We start from the raw sequence: 15,817 nt of genomic DNA, 5'->3' as shown, positions 1-15,817 counted from the left end.
AGCCTCCCCGGACAGAGGCACCTGAAGACGGTTCGCGGTCGGCTCGTGACCGACAACAAACGACGGTCGAGCGGGTCCTGACCCCGGAACGAGGACGCTGATGCCCGAGCACACCCGCAGCGAGATATCGCTGCGAGTCAACGAGAAGACCCACCGGCTCTCCGTGGACAACCGCAGGACGCTGCTCGACGCGCTGCGGGAGGACCTCGGACTCACCGGCCCCAAGAAGGGGTGCGACCAGGGGCAGTGCGGCGCCTGCACGGTGCTCTGCGACGCCCGCCGGGTGGTCTCCTGCCTCACCCTCGCGGTCGCCGCCGACACCACCTCGGTCACGACCGTCGAAGGACTGGCCACCGACGGCGAGCTGCGGCCGATCCAAGAGGCGTTCGTGCGCCTGGACGGCTTCCAGTGCGGCTTCTGCACGCCCGGGCAGCTCTGCTCGGCGGTCGGGATGCTCGCCGAACACGCCGAAGGCTGGCCGAGCGCCGTCACCGCCGGCGACGCACCGGACCGCGCGCCGGAACTGGACGAGGCCGAGGTGCGCGAGCGGATGAGCGGGAACCTGTGCCGCTGCGGGGCATACCCGTCGATCGTGCGCGCGGTGCTCGAGACCGCGGCACGCGAGGGAGGTGCGCTGTGAGGGAGTTCGCCTATCAGCGTGCGGCACAGGTCCGCGACGCGCTCACCGCCGTCGCCGGCGATGCCGGCGCCCGGTACCTGGGCGGCGGCACGAACCTCGTCGACCTGATGAAGTGCGGAGTCGAGGAGCCGACCCGGCTGGTGGACGTACGACGGCTGCCGCTCGACGGTGTCAGCGAAACACCGGACGGCGGGCTGGTCATCGGTGCGACCACGACCAACAGCGACATGGCCGCGCATCCGGAGGTGCGCCGCCGGTTCCCGGCGCTGACCCAGGCCGTCCTCGCGGGTGCGTCCGGTCAGCTGCGGAACATGGCCACGGTGGGTGGCAACCTCCTGCAGCGAACCCGTTGCGGTTACTTCGCCGATCTCTCCCAGCCGTGCAACAAGCGGGCGCCCGGTAGTGGATGTGCCGCGATCGGGGGCGTGCACCACAACCACGCGGTACTGGGCCACTCCGAGCACTGCGTGGCGACCCACCCCTCGGACATGGCGGTGGCCCTCGCCGCGTTGGACGCGGTCGTGAGCTACGAGACGCTCGACGGCCCCGGTGAGGTCCCATTGTCCCGGTTCTACCTGCCGGTCGGTGACCGGCCGGACCGGGAGACCGCGTTGCCGCCCGGCGCGCTGATCACCGCCGTCGTCCTGCCGGGGTCCGCGGCGGGCCTGCGGTCGCGCTACCGCAAGGTCCGTGAGCGCGCGTCGTACGCCTTCGCCACCCTCTCCGTCGCCGCCGCGCTGGACATCCGCGACGGCGTGGTGCGCGACGTGCGCATCGCGCTGGGTGGCGTGGCGTCGCGTCCCTGGCGGGCCGGTTCCGCCGAGGCCCTGCTCCGCGGCGCCCGGCCCACTGCCGACCGGCTCCGGACCTGCGCCGAGGAGGCGCTGAGCGAAGCGAATCCATTGCCCGACAACAGGTACAAGGTGACCTTGGCGCGGAACCTGATCGAGGCCGTGCTCGGTGAACTCACGGGAACGGAGACGGATCGATGAACGCGGATGCCGTCGGCACCCCACGCCCCCGGATCGAGGGCCGGCTCAAGGTCACCGGCGCCGCCCACTACGCCGCGGACATCCCGATACCGGACCTGGCCCACGGCTGGATGGTGACCGGCACCCTCTCCCGAGGCCGGATCCGCGACATCGACACGTCAACCGCGCTCGGTATGCCGGGTGTGCTGGGAGTACTCGACCACCGCGACGCACCCCGGCTCAACCCCGAGGCCGGCAACTACTTCGGCCCGGACGGCAGCCTCCGGCTCCTGCAGGACGACGTGATTCCCTACGCAGGCTGGCCGCTCGCGCTGGTGGTGGCGGAAACGCCCGAGCAGGCCAGAGCGGCTGCGGCGGCGTTGCGGGTGACCTGTGACGGCGAGCCGCACGACCTCGATTTCAGCCTGGAGCACCCGGCCGCGCGGCCGGCGTCGACCGCCTTCGGCCCGGAGGCGGACATCGGCGACCTGAAAGCGGAACTGGCGGCGTCCGCGGTCGTGCTCGAGGAGCGCTATCGCACTCCGGAGGAGAGCCACTGCGCGATGGAGCCGCACGCCGCGACCGTGTGGTGGGACTCCGACCACGTGTACGCCGTGGACTCCAACCAGGGAGCGTTCAGCGTGTCCGAGGTCCTCGCCGCGTTGTGGTCCATCGACCGGGAACGGGTGCACGTTCGTTCCGAGCACGTGGGCGGGGGTTTCGGTGGCAAGGGCGCCTGCGGCCCGCAGGTGGTGCTCGCCTCGATGGCCAGCCGACGATTCGGACGCCCGGTGCGGATCGCCATGACCCGGGCGCAGGTTTTCGAGACGACCTCGTCGCGGCCTCCAACGGACCAGGTGCTGACCGTCGGCGCGGACACCGACGGCCGCCTCCGGGCCATCCACCACCGGGCGGCCTACGCCCTCTCGCCGCTTTCGGAGTACATCGAGGCGTGCACCGAGCAGGCCAAGATCCTGTACTCGGCGCCGGCGATCCGCACCCAACTCACCGCCGTGCCGATCGACGTCCTGCCGCCCGCCTCGATGCGCGGGCCCGGCGCGACGCCCGGCTCGTTCGCCCTGGAGTCGGCGATCGACGAGGTCGCCGAGCGGCTGGACATGGACCCCCTGGAACTGCGCCTGCGCAACCAGCCCACGGTCACGCCCGCCTCGGGAAAGCCCTTCAGCACGCGCCGCCTGGTCTCCTGCATGCGGGAGGGCGCGCGCCGGTTCGGCTGGGCGGCGCGCGACCGGCGCCCCCGCTCCCGGCGCGAGGGCCCGCTGCTGATCGGCAGCGGCATGGCCGCCACGTCGTTCAGCGCCGGGGTGTTCCCGTCGAAGGCCTCGATCACCGCGGAGACGGACGGGACGTTCACGGTGTCGATCGGGGCGAGCGACATCGGCACGGGCGCCCGGACCGCGCTGACCGCGGTCGCCGCCGACGCGCTGGGCGCCAGCACCGAGCGGATCCGCCTCCGGATCGGGGACAGCGATCTCGGCATGGCGTGGGGCGCGGGTGGTTCCCGCGGCACGACGTCCTGGTCCTTCGCCATCACCGAGGCCGCCAAGAAACTGCGGGACGATCCCGTCCGGCCGACGACCGCGACGGTGGACACCACCACGCTGATCGACTTCCAGCCGGCCCGGGAACGCCAGACCTACAGCGCCGTCTTCGCGGAGGTCACCGTCAACCCCGCCACCGGCGAGGTCCGGGTCCGCCGGCTGCTCGGCATGTTCGCCGTGGGCCGGGTAATCAACCCGCTGCTGGCCCGCAGCCAGGTGGTCGGCGGGATGATCATGGGGCTGTCCATGGCCCTGCACGAGCAGAGCGTGCGAGACCCCCGCACCGGCCGGCTGGCGAACGGCGACTGGGCGGGCTACCACATCGCCGCGCACGCCGACGTGCCCGACATCGAGGCCGGCTTCGTGCCGGACTACGAGCCCCAGGACCCGTCGGGGTTCAACGGCCTCGGCGAGATCGGCACAGCAGGCACCGCGGCGGCGATCGCCAACGCCGTGTGGCACGCCACCGGCACCCGCCAGCGGATCCTCCCGATCCGCCTCGACCGCGTACTGGAGCAGACCACCGCCGTCGCAGGCGAACGTCGTGCGGTGTGAGACCTGGCGACCGTCGGCACCGCGACCCGCCGTTGTCAAGGATCGAGCAGCAACGCGCTGAACGCATCCGGATTCCCGTGCTCGCAGTCCAGGCCCGACCATTCCCCTCGCGCGGAGCAGATCCCGCGTCGCGGCCCCGGACCACTCCCTACCGCAAGGACCCGCAGTAACCTCGCCACCCGGAGGGGCGGGGACGGTGGCCAGATCGGCGAACTCGCCGGTGAAGCCGATGCCGTTGCGGCTGGTCAGCACCGTGGTGCCCTCGGGCCCGATGCGCATGCAGGCGCGATAGCCATCCAGCTTGTACTCATACGCCCACGCCGGGCCTGATGGCAGCCGGTCGCCGTCCGGTGTCGCGAGCATCGGCTCGACCCAGCCCGGCACCCGGCCTATCGCATCACCTCGCGCCGCCATAACCGCCTCCGTCCCGGCCACCAGTTCCCGAAGGTCGACAGACCACACGTTCCCGCAGGTGACCACCGTAACCCGGATGGACCAGTCCCACCTCCGACGACCGTAGTCTGCTGCGGGGTTCGTCATGGAGCGTTACCGCGGTCGACCTGCGGGAAGTCGGTGCAGAGCGATGCCTGACCGCCGGCTCGCGTAGCTGTCGAACATCCCCCGGCCGGGTGTTCATGATCTGCAGTCTCGTCACGCGACGCTGCCGTGCGGGTTTCACCGGCGTGCGCGGTTGTCGGAGCCGCGCGCGGGGACCGGCGTCCTCGACGGCTGGGGAGCCTGAGGTCGCCACCAGGGGATACGGCGTGCCGGGCTCGCGTAGGGGGCGGGCCCGGCACACCGCCCGGCTTCCCACCGCCGACGCGCTCGCCGGCAACAACCTCGGTACAGCACACATTCGCGGGCATCGCGTCGACGCATCCACGCAGTAACAACCGAGAACGGCGGGTCGACATCGGCACTGCGGCATCAGCCGCGGGCCTGAGACCGGCGGCAGCTTTCCTCCCCCGAGTCTGCCGCCGCCTCAGGCCCTTTCCCGTCCTGTCGGCAACAACTGCACAGCACGCCGGACGCCTAACGACACGATCCCGGCTTTCCGGGACGGGAATCCGGACGTCAAGCCTGCAGGTCTCGCTGCTGCACCGCTGCAAGCGATTCACACCACAACGAGAGGAAAACGTGCTACCGATGGCGATCCTTGCGCCATGATGATGTCGACTACGAGGTGGGCAGGGGCGTGTGATGAGTGAACGGCACGTGCGGCTGGTGGTGACCAGCCGCGAAGTCAGCATCTCCGCCGAGCCCGACAGTGAGGTGCTGCGCTACCCAGGAATCAGCGTGGTGCACGTCGAAGACGGGGAACCGGTCGAGCAGACCTGGGTACCGCCCGGCACCTCACCCAGCTTCGCCGACGACGAAGCCTTGATCGCGACCTGGCGCGCAGCCCTGCAGTGGCGCCAAGCCTGCGCGTAAGCGGCCAGCGCGGATTCCTGCACCGCTCGGCGCCACCGCCGAGACTCGCGCATCGCGTGGGCGCGGATGAGGCGGTCCCGTCCACCGTCTTCCGGCTCGTCGGGTACTAGTGGGCATCGTGACCGCGCGCAGCGACAAACTGCACCCCGAGCCCGCTGATGCCGGATCGATCGGGGCTCATGCCGCAGCGCCTGTCGCAGCTACACCGCCGCCGGCAGCATCGTCGCAGAAGCTGCCGAGCGGCCCGACTGGCTCACCACACACCCAGCTGGTCGTGCTCCGGGGCCCGTCCGGCGCCGGCAAGACCACGATCGCTACCGCTGTCCGCGCACGCCTCGGCCGCGGCGTCGCCCTGGTCCAGCAGGACGTCCTACGCCGCGTTGTCCTGCGCGAGCGCGACGTCCCCGGCGGCCTGAACATCGCGCTCATCGCGACGGTCTGCAGATTCAGCCTCGACGCCGGCTACCACGTCATCCTCGAAGGCATCCTCACCGCAGCCCGGTACGGGACGATGCTGCGCCAGCTCGCCACCGACCACCGCGGCCGCACCAGCTTCTTCTACCTCGACGTGCCTTTCGACGAGACCGTACGCCGCCACGCCACCCGCCCCCAAGCCACCGAATTCACTCCTGCGGACATGCGCGGCTGGTACGCAGCGAGCGGACGCCTCCATGTCCACGGCGAGCGGATCATCGCTGCCACCTCGTCAGCCGAGGCCTCTGTGGACCGGATTGTCTCGCACCTGGACGGCGATCAGCGGGACGCGTCCGGCACCTGACCCGGTATCCCCCGCCGCGCGTATCGGACCAGCGCCTCGCGCGGACGAGCACGCCGACACCGGGCGGGTTCCAGAAGTCCGCGCTACGGCCGGTCGCTCGATCGGATGGCTGCCCGCGATCATGCCGGCCAACGCCAGGATGATCGCCCTGACCGGAACCGCGCCGCGCGAAGTGGGATCCAGCGAGTTCCCGCCACCGGTGGCTTTTCTGGATCTGCCAGCAGCCTGCAGTGTCCGGCGAGCGCCTTCCCGGCCGAAAGCACCGTGCACGTCTGCTGTGCCGCTGGCACGACCACGCCGTACTCAACCCGCCCACCGGCCCCAGCCACCGAAGCCGTTAGCCCGGCCGCGCCGGTGATCTTGCCTTCTCGGCTCGACCGCGCGACGATCACTGCGCTCGTACGCTGGCGGAGTCAAGAAGCCGCTCTCGGCCCGGCACGAGGACCTTGCCGACGTCGTGCCGGACTTGGAGGCCTCCGCGCTTTTGTCGCCCGAGCATTACGCCGAGGTCGCCGAGGCTGCCCAGGGCGTCCGCGCGTTGCTGGCGCCGCTGCCCGAACAGCAGCGAATGGTGATGGCCTACCTCATGGACGGCTTCAACCATCGCGAGGTCGCGCAGGCGATCAGCACCACCCCCGCGGCGGTGGCCAAGGCCGCCGCCCGTGCCCGCGCGAGCCTGAAAGACCGGATCCACGCAGACCGGCAGTCGCAGGAGGAGCGATGACCGCCAACGAGCACCCGATCAGCGACGCCGAGCTCGACGCCGTCCTCGGCGCAGCCGCCGCCCACCTCAACGACACCCTCGCCCGCACCGTCGACATCCCTGCCGGCCTGGCGTCCATGGCCACCGAGCCAGCCTCACGACCGGACAACACGCCGCACAAGGCGGAGTCGATCGACGGCGGAGCACCGCGAGACAAGACCGCGGCGCTGCACTCGGTCAGCGCCCAGATCTTCACCACACTCCACGTCCTTGAGACGTTCCCTTCGGGCAGGGGGAAAGCTGGCAAGACCACCGCGCGTGAAATCGCCGCCCTCGGCCCGGCCCTGAAACAGTTGGACCATCAGCTTGCCCAGCGAGTCGTCAGCCGGCAGGAAGCACAGCGAGTCTTGCAGCAGGTGGATGTGCGCCTGGGGACGTCGATCGAGCGACTCGCCGCGACACGCGAACGCACGGGAACGTTCCGGTTCATCGTTCCGTGGCTCGCTGTGGCCTCTTTGATCAGCATGTTCTTTGTCTCGGCCAAGGCGGAACACCAGCACGGCTCTACGTTCGAGGCCCTCGTCGCCAGCTTGGTTCTCGTCGGTGTCATGAGCGCCGCCATGTTGATTCACCACAGGTGCACCACGCGGAAGCGGGTGGCGATCGAAAATCAGATGGCTGTCATCGCGCAGCTGCAGGCGTTCGTCAAACAGCTCAGCGTGGCGGTGGAGAGGCTTTTCGATGATGCAGAAGACTGGTCCGCCACGCCTGCAGGCTGCCGCTGATCAGTGCCCCGCGGAGAGAACCCACTTTCGTCACATGGGCAGGTCCGGCGACCTGCCCTCGCACCTAGCGTTGGCACCCGGCAGGCTTCAGGGAAGGGCGAGGCGCCGGTCTACTCGGCCATCCCGGCCACTGCGGTCGGCCGGCTCGTCGTCGGGCCTCACTGACACGCACTTGGTGAGGCCGACGCGTGGCGCAGCCGATCCGGCCGTGGGAAGAAAAGACGGGAAGCGCCGGCTCGGCGGCGTGCTCTGGGGCGCCACCTCAGTGATCGATACCTGGTCAGGGGGCGCGCGGCAATCGCGCGCGGCCGACGATGTCGGTCTTGAAGCTGGACTGCGACACCGCTTCCGCGCCGATGGCCATGGACATGCCGGTCCGGACTTGCGCTGGCGGTGGCCCGGTGAACCTCGGCGCACAGCGGACGCTGCGGATCGGGGGACTCGGTGACGGCGTTCAGGTCGCAGCACACGGTGTCCGCGCTGGACGGGTTCACCGTCCGGCTGGACCGCGGACGGCACGTCGAGCGTGGTGCTGCTCGGCACCGGGCCCGTCGTCCCGCCTCGAGGTGACGCGGTGAGCGGCCTGCAGCGGCAGGCGGCGCTATTCCTTGATCTCGCAACCGGATGCGCGACCGATCTACCGGGTTCCATGTTCGTCCTGTCGCGCCTCTGGGTCGGTAGCGTGCTCGGCGCGACGAGCTCGGTGGCGGTGCAGCCGAAAGCCGCCGTACGCAAGCCCGCCACCGCCAAGCACGCTCCCGACCACGATGCGGACGACGCCGCTTCCGGCCGCATCCCGGACCAGCGGGCCCAGCACGCCGGTGACCGCGAAGACGATCGCGATCACGGAAATCAGCACCATGCCGAGCGCGATCAGCGCGTCCCGACGAATTTTGTCGTTATGGGCGCAGCGGTCGACGACGTTGCTCCACGGCATCGCCGGGGCCGCACGCGCTCGAGCCCGCCGCCGTCCGGCACGAGAGCGGTGGGCGCCGGATTCCCGCGACGCCGGGACAGGACGCCTGTGCCCGGCAATGCCGAGCTGGCGGACCTGGTCGTGATCGTTGCTCAACGTCGGGCGGTCAGCCACCGCATCGACCTCACGTTCTCGGGCAACGCGTCGGCGAGCGGGGTGCTGCAGGCGGGCGGCAACGCGTTGTTCGGGTCGTCGTCGCGACCGGTCATCATGGTCTCCAGCAGGTTGTCGTGCCCGGGGTCTCAGCCCGGCCTTCTGTCGGGCTGTAGTCCGGAAACCGCAGGTCAGGTAACGGAAAGCAGGTGTGACGGGGGTCACGGTAGATCTGGTGAAGTTTTCCGTTACCTCGGCGGCCGCCGCCGACATACGAGGGGTCGTGTACGTCATCGCCTCCGCGGACGCGGCCAAGCGACGCAGGAGCGCAGTGCCGGGGCAGCGGGGGTGACGACGTGGACGAGCCCGGGTCCTTGGGGGTCGTCCTACAGTTCAGGTCGCGCGGAGGAGACGGATGTGAGCGAGCAGGCCGCAGGGCAGCCGCTGCGTCCGGCTGCGCACCTACAACCGGGAGACCATGACCAGCAGTGCGCCTGGGCCGACGAGGACGAGCACGAGCTGTCCGCGACCTCGTTGGCGCCGATCGAGCAGGCGATCGCCGACAGCGCCGCGTTGCCCGGGCCGACGGACGAGGAGGAGCAGCGTGCGGCGGAGAACTTGCTGCGACTCAAGGCCGACCGGGCGCGTGTCGAGCAGCTGCGTGCCGCCGGCTTCGCGGGCCCGCAGTTCGACTTGTTCCAGAACATGCTGGTGAGCTACGGCATCCCGGTCATCCGCTCCTGGATCAGCAAGCAGCTGATCTACGGTCTGTGCGCCAACCGCGGCCGCGGCATGACGACCGTGGCCTCCGACGGGGCGCGCGAGTACCTGGCCAGCCGTGCCGGCGAGGGCGACCGGGTGGAGCTCGCCCTGGAGACCGTGGCGATGGCCTTGCGGATGTTCAAGGAACGGGCCCTCGAAGGCGGGCAGTGGTCACCGGAGAAGGGCGCGTCCCTGGCGACCTACTTCATCGGGGCCTGCCTACTCGCCTTCCCCAACGTCTTCCGAGCGTGGGTCAGGGAGTACGACGACTGGAAACGCCAGCTGCCCTTCGGGCTGCCCGACGCCGCCGGCGAGGAAGTCAAGGACCGCCGCCGGTCCCTGGAACCCGGTGTCGAGGACGACCCGGCCGACGTCGCGGTCGGCCGCACCCTGGTCCTGGAACACCTGCACGTGCTCAAGGACCAGCCCACCGCGACCGCCTACGCGGTCGCCGCGGTCATCTTGCAGGGCAAAAGCTACGCCGAGGTCGCCGACGAGCTCGACGTCACCGAGCAGGCCGTCAAGCAGCGGCTCTACCGCTACCGCACCGAACTCGTGCGCCGGCAGGCCAACCGGAGGAAGGCATGAGCACCCCCTCCGACAACGAACCTGACGTGGCCACCGAATTCGTGTTGCTGCGCAACTACCTCGCGCACCTGCAGGTATCGGACCCGACCCCCGAGCGTGAAGAGGCGATGCGGGAGATCGATGACGTGGTCATCACCCGCGCCGACGGCACCAAAGAGTTCATCCAGGTCAAAGCCGCACGATCGGAACTGCTTGCCTTTAAGGCACAGCTGGAGGACACCACCCTCGGCACTTCCGAGGCACGCGAGCTGCGGCGCCGGACCACACCGGGACAGGCCGCCGCCGCGGTCAGCCGCAGCCAACGGCGCCAGCAACCGTCCCCGGTCGCTTACCGTCAAGCACGCGCCGAGTTCGCCGATGAGCTGCGCCGTCTTCGCGAGCAAGCGGGCGTGTCCCTGCGGGCCTGGGCGGCCCGCAGCGGAGTTCCCAAGTCCACTCTCGGCGGCTATCTGAACGGGAAGGCCGTGCCGCCTCGTGAGGCCCTCGCGAGGCTGCTGCCGATCTGCGGGATCACCGATCCCGATGAGGCCCAGCAGTGGTTGCACCGGCGAGACGAGCTGGCGGCACCGCTCGAGCGGCCGACACGCCGGCGGCGGTCTGCCGCCCGTGACGACCTCGCACCCCTTGGCGACCACGGAGCGGATCACGGCCGAGGTGCGACGGGCATCACCGGGCACAATGCAGAGGCGCCGTCCGCGCCCATCGCGGCCGAGGTAACCGAGGCGAATGCGCCGGACAGCGACGCTCCTCCCGGAAGCTCGGACCAAGTCGTCGACGACTTCGACGACTTCTTCCGCGCCGAGTTCCCTCGGCTGGTGGCGTTCCTGTGCAAGGCCGGGTACGAGGTCGAAATGGCCCGTGACGTCGCTACCGAGGCGATGCTGAATGCGCTGGAAGCATGGCCGGCCATCAAGGACCCGCGCGCGTGGATCCGTCGCGTCGCCGGGCGGCTGGTCGACACTGCGGGCGACGCGCGCGCGGGCTGGCCGCCCGGCGGCCCGCAGGACGACGAGAAGCTGGCCATGCTGGTCGACGACCACGCAGGGTTCATCGACCTGCTCGCCTCCCTGACTGGCCAGCAGCGGATGATGCTCGCGTGGTCGCTCGACGGGTTCACCCCCGCCCAGATCGCCCAGGCGCTCCGGATCGCCCCCGCGGACGTCCGTTCCAACCTCCGCCATGTGCGGGAACGCATCCGGCGCCATCGGGCCGCACCGCTCGGCGACCAGCGGGACAGGGAAGGGTGAGCACCATGCCGGCAGCCGAGTACGGAGATCAGGGAATCACTGAGCTGCTGTGGGAGTCCGACGCCGCGCTGCTGGACTCGCTGCGGATCGGCCTCGATGTGGAGGTCACCCTGCTCCGGGTGCGCAGCTGGGCGCTGATCCGCGAGATCGCCGAGGCACAGCCCGGTCGCCCGCGGTGGCACACAACGCAAGATCGAGGCCGAGCTGATCGCGATCGAGCTGGCCGAACACGCCGCGCGGATCGTCCGTGACACGGGCGCCGACACCGATCCGAAAGCCCGCGAGCGGCTTGTTGCCGCGACCGCGCACCAGAACCTGCGCGACACGGGCGAGCTGTTCCTCAGCGACGCCAGCGTCCTGACGGGTGACCCGGGCGAGCTCGCCGAGCGGCTGGACGAGATCGACCGCAGGTGAAGTTCCCGGCTTCCCCGCCCCGCACCCCGTACAGGGTCAGCTGACCAGCCCGGAGGCATCGTCATGACCCAGCCGACCACCTGCCAGCACCAACAGGACGTCGAGCGGCTCACCCAGCTCGGCCTCGCCCGCCCGGCCGGCTCGCTCTCGGCGCTGATCCTCATCGACGAGAAGAAGGCAGCCTGCCAGACCGAGTGCGGCACAACCTCGCCCTGGCACGGCGTCGAACTCCAGCCCATCGACACCGCGGCCTCGGCCGCGGCGCTGGAACCGTACGACCCCATCGGCGACGCGATCAGGACCAGCACCGACGCCGTCATCAACACCTGGCACAGCATTCGACGGCTGATCCGTCGTCCGACGACGGACGCAGGGACCGCCCGCCGCACCACGGACTCCGCGGCCGGGTACGTGTCGGTGTGGAAAGCGGTCAGTCCGGAGCAGACAGGAGGGGGCCCGCCGCACGAACTCTCGTCGTCATACGCGAGATCCACGCTTCAGCTGTCAATCGCCGTGCGTCGCCCCAAGGGACCGGGCACGACGCAGAGCGGCGACCGCACCTGCCGTTCCCGCCGCCACTTCCCGCTCCAAGTCCTCGAGCCGTTCCTCTTTGGTCAACAGGTCAACCAATCGGTCGGCGGCACGCCGGTTGCCGTTGTCGGCGCGTTCACGCAGCTCCTCCACGTGCCCCTGTTCGGCCAGCAGGTCAGCTAACTGGGAGGCGGCGTGCTTGTCGCCGTTGTCGGCGCGGTCACGCAACTGCTCCGTCCGTCCGTGCCTCGCCAGCAGCCAGGCCCACGTTTCGGCTGCGATCTCATTACCGTTTGTGAACTCAACAGGGCGGTCGACGTGGCGCCGCAGTATCTGGATGGCGTCGTCGACCTGTCCCTGCTCGGACAGCAGCACAGCCAACTGGGAGGCGGCGTCCTCGTCGCCACTGTCGGCGAGGACGCGCAGCTGGGCCACCTTCCCCTGCTCTGCTAGCCGCCGAGCCCTTGTGGAGGCGGCCACCCAAATGCGGTCGTCGACATGGGGGCGCAGCACCTGGTTGGCGTCGTCGACTTGCCCCTGTTCGGTCAGCAGGTCAGCTAACCGGTAGATGGCGCGTAGGTCGCCGTTGTCGGCACGTTCACGCAGCAGCTTGATGGCTTCCTCGACCTGCCCTTGCTCGACCAGCAAGTCAGCTAGCCGGGAGGCCGCGAACCGGTCGCCGTTGTCGGCACGTTCACGCAATAGCTGGATGGCTTCCTCGACCAGCCCTTGCTCGGCCAGCAGGTCAGCTAACTGGGAGGCGGCGTGCTTGTCGCCGTTGTCGGCGCGTTCACGCAGCAGCTGGATGGCTTCCTCAACCAGCCCGCGCTCGGCCAGCAGCACAACTAACCGGACGGCGGAGTACCCGTTGTCTTTGCCAGCGAGCTGATGGCAAAGGGTAAGAGCTTCATGGTCGCGGCCGCGGTCGTAGGCGTTGTCGGCGAGGCGCAGGGTGTCGTCGGGGTGGTGATGGCGGACCAAGGCGTGCCAGACGGTGTCGGGAAGGTGCTCGCCACGGCGGGCGTGCAGGGCGTACTGGTGCAGGTAGTCGGCGACCCGGTAGCCGGCGATGGTCCCCATCCCGGCGGGTACGGGGGTCAGCGCGGCGGTAGCGCCGTGCAGCAGCCTGGTGGCGTAGTCCAGAGCATCCTCGAGCCAGCCTGAGAGGGCAGTGGCCACTTCCCGCTCGTTGAGGTAGCCGGGTACAGCGTCGGCGAGATAGTCGCGAGTGAGGGGTGCGTGGGCGCCGACGCGGCGGGCGTCGAGCGCGGCGGTGATGACTCCCTTGGCATAGGCGGGTGCCTCTTCCCAGTGGCGGATCAGTTCCGGGCCCGCGGCCATCACCTGCGTGAAGCCAGCGTCGAGGGTGTCGAGCGCGACCCGGATCCGGTGATCGGTGCCGGCGAGGTCCTCGGCGCGGCGCCGCTCGTAGGAACTGAACGCGGCAGGCACGTGCAGCACGTCGGCCAGGCCGAGTAGGCGCCGGTCGTTGGCGTACGGGTCCGGCCGCCCCTCCTCAGGCAGCGCCACGCGCTTGCGGTACTCGCCGGGCCAGCAGGTCGCGACCAGTACGACCCCGGCCGCGATCATCTCGCGGATATGCCCGGCCGGTACGCCCCCGGCGAAGTCGAGGTAGTCCTGCAACTCGTCGAGCCAGACCACAGTCCGCCCGGTCGGATGCTCGGCGAACTTGCGCAGCACCGTGGTGTCGCGGGGGTGCAGTAGCCACCAGTCGGGCAGCACGGCCTTCACGGCCTCGAACAGCGCGCGGGTCTTCCCGGCCGACGAGTCGCCGACCAGCAGCACGAACCCGCCTCGTTGCCCGGCCAGGGTGAGCTTCGTGCGGAGGTCGGCGTCGAAGTCCCGCTGCACGTACGGCGGCAGCTCGCTCTCACCCAGTGGCCCGGACTGCGTGTCCTCGGGCGGCTGGGTGGTCTGGATCGCGGCGTGCACCCCCAGCACCCGCGGCCGCGCTTCGCGGACCCGCATCGCTCCCGGCGGGCGCCTGTGGTGCTGGCTTGCCACCCGCTGCAGTGCCTGTAGCCACGGCCGCTGCGCCTCCGTGTCGCGGATGCCGCAGACGGCCAGGAACGTGACCACCGTCTCGGCCTCGGGCACGGATTCGGCGTTGAGCAAGTTGCTGGCGGTGGATTTCGGGAGCGCTGGTTGCCGCCCGCCTCGTAGCGGCAGTTCTGCAGCGGCAGCATCTATCTGGCGCAGTGACAGTGACCCACGCAGCTGTTTGAGGGCATTGGCCAGCTGGGCCAGCGTCGTGATCTCCGCAGGATCCATGCCCACCCCCGCGGTACTGCTCGACACGGTGTCCGGCGACAGTCGCCGGCCAGTGCCGGACACCGTACTCCCGCCAGCGTGTCCCTGCATTCTTCCTGGTCAGCCCGTCGCTGCGCGCCGACCGGGCGATCCGCCGTCCGGGTCGGTTCGGAGCGCATGCCGGACCCCGTCCCGGGCTGGTCGGCTGGTCCTCGAGCACGGACTGGCCGGGCTCGCGACCCGGGAGAACAGGACATGATCGTGTGGACGCCGTTGATCACCCTCATCGCGCTGGTGCTGCTCACCGCCGCGGGCGCCGCCGCAGTGGTGGCGCTCACGACCACCGACCATCAGCGTGCCGTGCGGGCGATGACCCTGCTCAAGATCCTGCTCGGTGCTCTCCTCGGTAGCAGCGGCGTGCTCGCGGCGGTGATCCACCTGCACCAAGCCGGACTGCTGTAACAACGACACGTCGGCCGAACCGATCATCAAGATGGAACGCTTCACAGGCCACAGTATCCAGCGAGGCCCCGCCCGCCCGAGGTGATCTCAACCGAACTGAGTCCGCGCAGGCCGAATCCGCATGGGACGTGCTGCCGCGGGGTTACGTCGAAGGCTTCCGGATCCGTCCGAGCAAAGACATGCCGGTCCGGACCGCGTCGGCGGTGGCCCGGTGAACCCGATCGGCGCCCAGCGGACGCTGCGGATCGGGGACTCGGTGACGGCGTTCGGGTTGCAGCACACGGTGTCCGCACTGGACGGGTTCACCGTCCGGCTGGACAACCTGCTCGGCGGCTCGACGGTGGTCACGCTGATGGCGTTGTTCACCGCGCCGGACTTCACGGTCGCCGGCGGCGAAGACGGCCCGGTGCTGCCGCCGGTCGGGCTGCTGGACGCGGTGGCCGAGCCGGTGCTCGCCACGGCGCAGCGCTGGGAGCGGCACGTGGTGGAGGTCGAGACCGGGCGGCTGCCCGGCGCCGACCCAGCCGAGCCGCCGCGGGCGGGGTTCGACCCGGCGGCCACGACGTTGGCCGAGCGGGAGCGGACGAAGGACGCCGAGCTCCGGGCGGCCGGGGAGACCGCGTCGCTGCGGTCCTTGCAGCGAATGCGCGGCCGCTACCGGGCCCAGGGGTTGTGGGGCCTGCTGGACCAACAGGCCTTGCGGACCCGCTCGCCGTTCGGCCGGGCCAACGAGCGGCTGCTGGCGGCGATGGCGGCCGCGATCGAGGCGGAGACCGACGAGTCGACCGGGACCCGGGACCGCCTGCGGCGGCGGGTGAAGGCGCGCCTGGACGCCGAGCACGGCGAAGGCGTGGTCGAACTGCCGTCCAAGGCGACGTTCAACCGGCTCGCCGCAGCGCTCTCCCGCGGCCGGCACACCTTCGACGTGGCCACGACGCGCCGGTCACTGGCCAACCGGCCCAACCGGCCGTTCACCCCGGCCTCGCCTCGGAAGGCTTCGACGTAACGCTGGGCGATCAAGGTCCGCCACACCCGTACGTGCTCCTTG

Annotated in this window: 14 protein-coding genes; 12 read left to right on the top strand and 2 right to left on the bottom strand. The window is 70.4% G+C overall.

Translation table 11 applies throughout. The annotated features are described in order from the left end of the window. The first annotated feature begins 100 nt into the window (after positions 1-100). The 7 genes from ACIRSS_RS23865 (at position 101) to ACIRSS_RS23835 (ending at position 7,425) form a co-directional block, all read left to right on the top strand. Positions 101-640: a (2Fe-2S)-binding protein gene (locus ACIRSS_RS23865; protein WP_400898407.1), complete on the top strand. Its 540-nt coding sequence runs from the start codon at positions 101-103 to the stop codon at positions 638-640. After that, complete coding sequence (locus ACIRSS_RS23860; protein ID WP_400898405.1) at positions 637-1,632, top strand: FAD binding domain-containing protein; 996 nt, start codon at positions 637-639, stop codon at positions 1,630-1,632. The genes ACIRSS_RS23865 and ACIRSS_RS23860 overlap by 4 nt, the downstream gene beginning before the upstream one ends. Continuing rightward, entirely contained in the window at positions 1,629-3,728 is a 2,100-nt protein-coding gene (locus ACIRSS_RS23855; protein WP_400898403.1) for a xanthine dehydrogenase family protein molybdopterin-binding subunit, read from the top strand. Before ACIRSS_RS23860 ends, ACIRSS_RS23855 begins: the two co-directional genes overlap by 4 nt. Before the next feature lie 1,200 nt (positions 3,729-4,928). Beyond that, the gene (locus ACIRSS_RS23850; RefSeq protein ID WP_400898401.1) at positions 4,929-5,159 is read left to right on the top strand and encodes a hypothetical protein; all 231 of its coding nucleotides are present in this window, start codon (positions 4,929-4,931) and stop codon (positions 5,157-5,159) included. 118 nt (positions 5,160-5,277) lie between these two features. Continuing rightward, positions 5,278-5,937, top strand: coding sequence for an AAA family ATPase (locus ACIRSS_RS23845; RefSeq protein WP_400898399.1), 660 nt, complete (start codon positions 5,278-5,280; stop codon positions 5,935-5,937). A 391-nt stretch (positions 5,938-6,328) separates the two neighbouring features. Further along, complete coding sequence (locus ACIRSS_RS23840) at positions 6,329-6,661, top strand: sigma factor-like helix-turn-helix DNA-binding protein (protein ID WP_400899762.1); 333 nt, start codon at positions 6,329-6,331, stop codon at positions 6,659-6,661. Then, positions 6,658-7,425 (top strand): hypothetical protein, encoded by a 768-nt coding sequence (locus tag ACIRSS_RS23835; protein WP_400898397.1) that lies wholly within the window; start codon positions 6,658-6,660, stop codon positions 7,423-7,425. The genes ACIRSS_RS23840 and ACIRSS_RS23835 overlap by 4 nt, the downstream gene beginning before the upstream one ends. 637 nt (positions 7,426-8,062) lie before the next feature. Here the strand turns inward: ACIRSS_RS23835 and ACIRSS_RS23830 are convergent. Further along, a complete protein-coding gene (locus tag ACIRSS_RS23830) occupies positions 8,063-8,362 on the bottom strand; it encodes a hypothetical protein (protein WP_400898395.1) in 300 nt (99 codons plus the stop codon). 549 nt (positions 8,363-8,911) lie between these two features. On the opposite strand from ACIRSS_RS23830, the gene ACIRSS_RS23825 reads away from it, so the two are divergent. The 3 genes from ACIRSS_RS23825 to ACIRSS_RS23815 are packed head-to-tail and all read left to right on the top strand — an operon-like array spanning position 8,912 to position 11,342. Next, complete coding sequence (locus ACIRSS_RS23825; protein ID WP_400898393.1) at positions 8,912-9,844, top strand: sigma factor-like helix-turn-helix DNA-binding protein; 933 nt, start codon at positions 8,912-8,914, stop codon at positions 9,842-9,844. After that, the gene (locus tag ACIRSS_RS23820; protein ID WP_400898391.1) at positions 9,841-11,091 is read left to right on the top strand and encodes a helix-turn-helix domain-containing protein; all 1,251 of its coding nucleotides are present in this window, start codon (positions 9,841-9,843) and stop codon (positions 11,089-11,091) included. Before ACIRSS_RS23825 ends, ACIRSS_RS23820 begins: the two co-directional genes overlap by 4 nt. A gap of 5 nt (positions 11,092-11,096) precedes the next feature. Continuing rightward, positions 11,097-11,342, top strand: a complete 246-nt coding sequence (locus tag ACIRSS_RS23815; RefSeq protein WP_400898389.1) for a hypothetical protein — start codon at positions 11,097-11,099, stop codon at positions 11,340-11,342. Positions 11,343-12,009: 667 nt separating this feature from the next. On the opposite strand, the gene ACIRSS_RS23810 is transcribed toward ACIRSS_RS23815, so the two are convergent. Next, on the bottom strand, positions 12,010-14,328 hold the full coding sequence (locus ACIRSS_RS23810) for a tetratricopeptide repeat protein (protein WP_400898387.1): 2,319 nt from the start codon (positions 14,326-14,328) through the stop codon (positions 12,010-12,012). A 234-nt stretch (positions 14,329-14,562) separates the two neighbouring features. Here ACIRSS_RS23810 and ACIRSS_RS23805 point away from each other — a divergent pair, with 234 nt between their 5' ends. Next, on the top strand, positions 14,563-14,769 hold the full coding sequence (locus tag ACIRSS_RS23805) for a hypothetical protein (protein WP_400898385.1): 207 nt from the start codon (positions 14,563-14,565) through the stop codon (positions 14,767-14,769). 211 nt (positions 14,770-14,980) lie between these two features. Beyond that, positions 14,981-15,775 carry a hypothetical protein gene (locus tag ACIRSS_RS23800; RefSeq protein WP_400898383.1) on the top strand — a complete coding sequence of 265 codons (795 nt, stop codon included), beginning with the start codon at positions 14,981-14,983 and terminating at the stop codon, positions 15,773-15,775. The last annotated feature ends 42 nt before the right edge of the window (positions 15,776-15,817 follow it).

Source organism: Amycolatopsis sp. NPDC101161, from assembly GCF_044768185.1.
Classification (GTDB): domain Bacteria; phylum Actinomycetota; class Actinomycetes; order Mycobacteriales; family Pseudonocardiaceae; genus Amycolatopsis.
The sequence above is the reverse complement of the archived record's forward strand: the minus strand, read 5'-3'. Positions and strand labels throughout refer to the sequence as shown.

Bases quoted from the DNA above. Each gene is read 5' to 3' on its own strand.
- ACIRSS_RS23850 (WP_400898401.1), top strand. From the start codon at position 4,929: ATGAGTGAACGGCACGTGCGGCTGGTGGTGACCAGCCGCGAAGTCAGC.
- ACIRSS_RS23820 (WP_400898391.1), top strand. From the start codon at position 9,841: ATGAGCACCCCCTCCGACAACGAACCTGACGTGGCCACCGAATTCGTG.
- ACIRSS_RS23855 (WP_400898403.1), top strand. From the start codon at position 1,629: ATGAACGCGGATGCCGTCGGCACCCCACGCCCCCGGATCGAGGGCCGG.
- ACIRSS_RS23815 (WP_400898389.1), top strand. From the start codon at position 11,097: ATGCCGGCAGCCGAGTACGGAGATCAGGGAATCACTGAGCTGCTGTGG.
- ACIRSS_RS23810 (WP_400898387.1), bottom strand. From the start codon at position 14,328: ATGGATCCTGCGGAGATCACGACGCTGGCCCAGCTGGCCAATGCCCTC.
- ACIRSS_RS23865 (WP_400898407.1), top strand. From the start codon at position 101: ATGCCCGAGCACACCCGCAGCGAGATATCGCTGCGAGTCAACGAGAAG.
- ACIRSS_RS23835 (WP_400898397.1), top strand. From the start codon at position 6,658: ATGACCGCCAACGAGCACCCGATCAGCGACGCCGAGCTCGACGCCGTC.
- ACIRSS_RS23805 (WP_400898385.1), top strand. From the start codon at position 14,563: ATGATCGTGTGGACGCCGTTGATCACCCTCATCGCGCTGGTGCTGCTC.
- ACIRSS_RS23830 (WP_400898395.1), bottom strand. From the start codon at position 8,362: ATGCCGTGGAGCAACGTCGTCGACCGCTGCGCCCATAACGACAAAATT.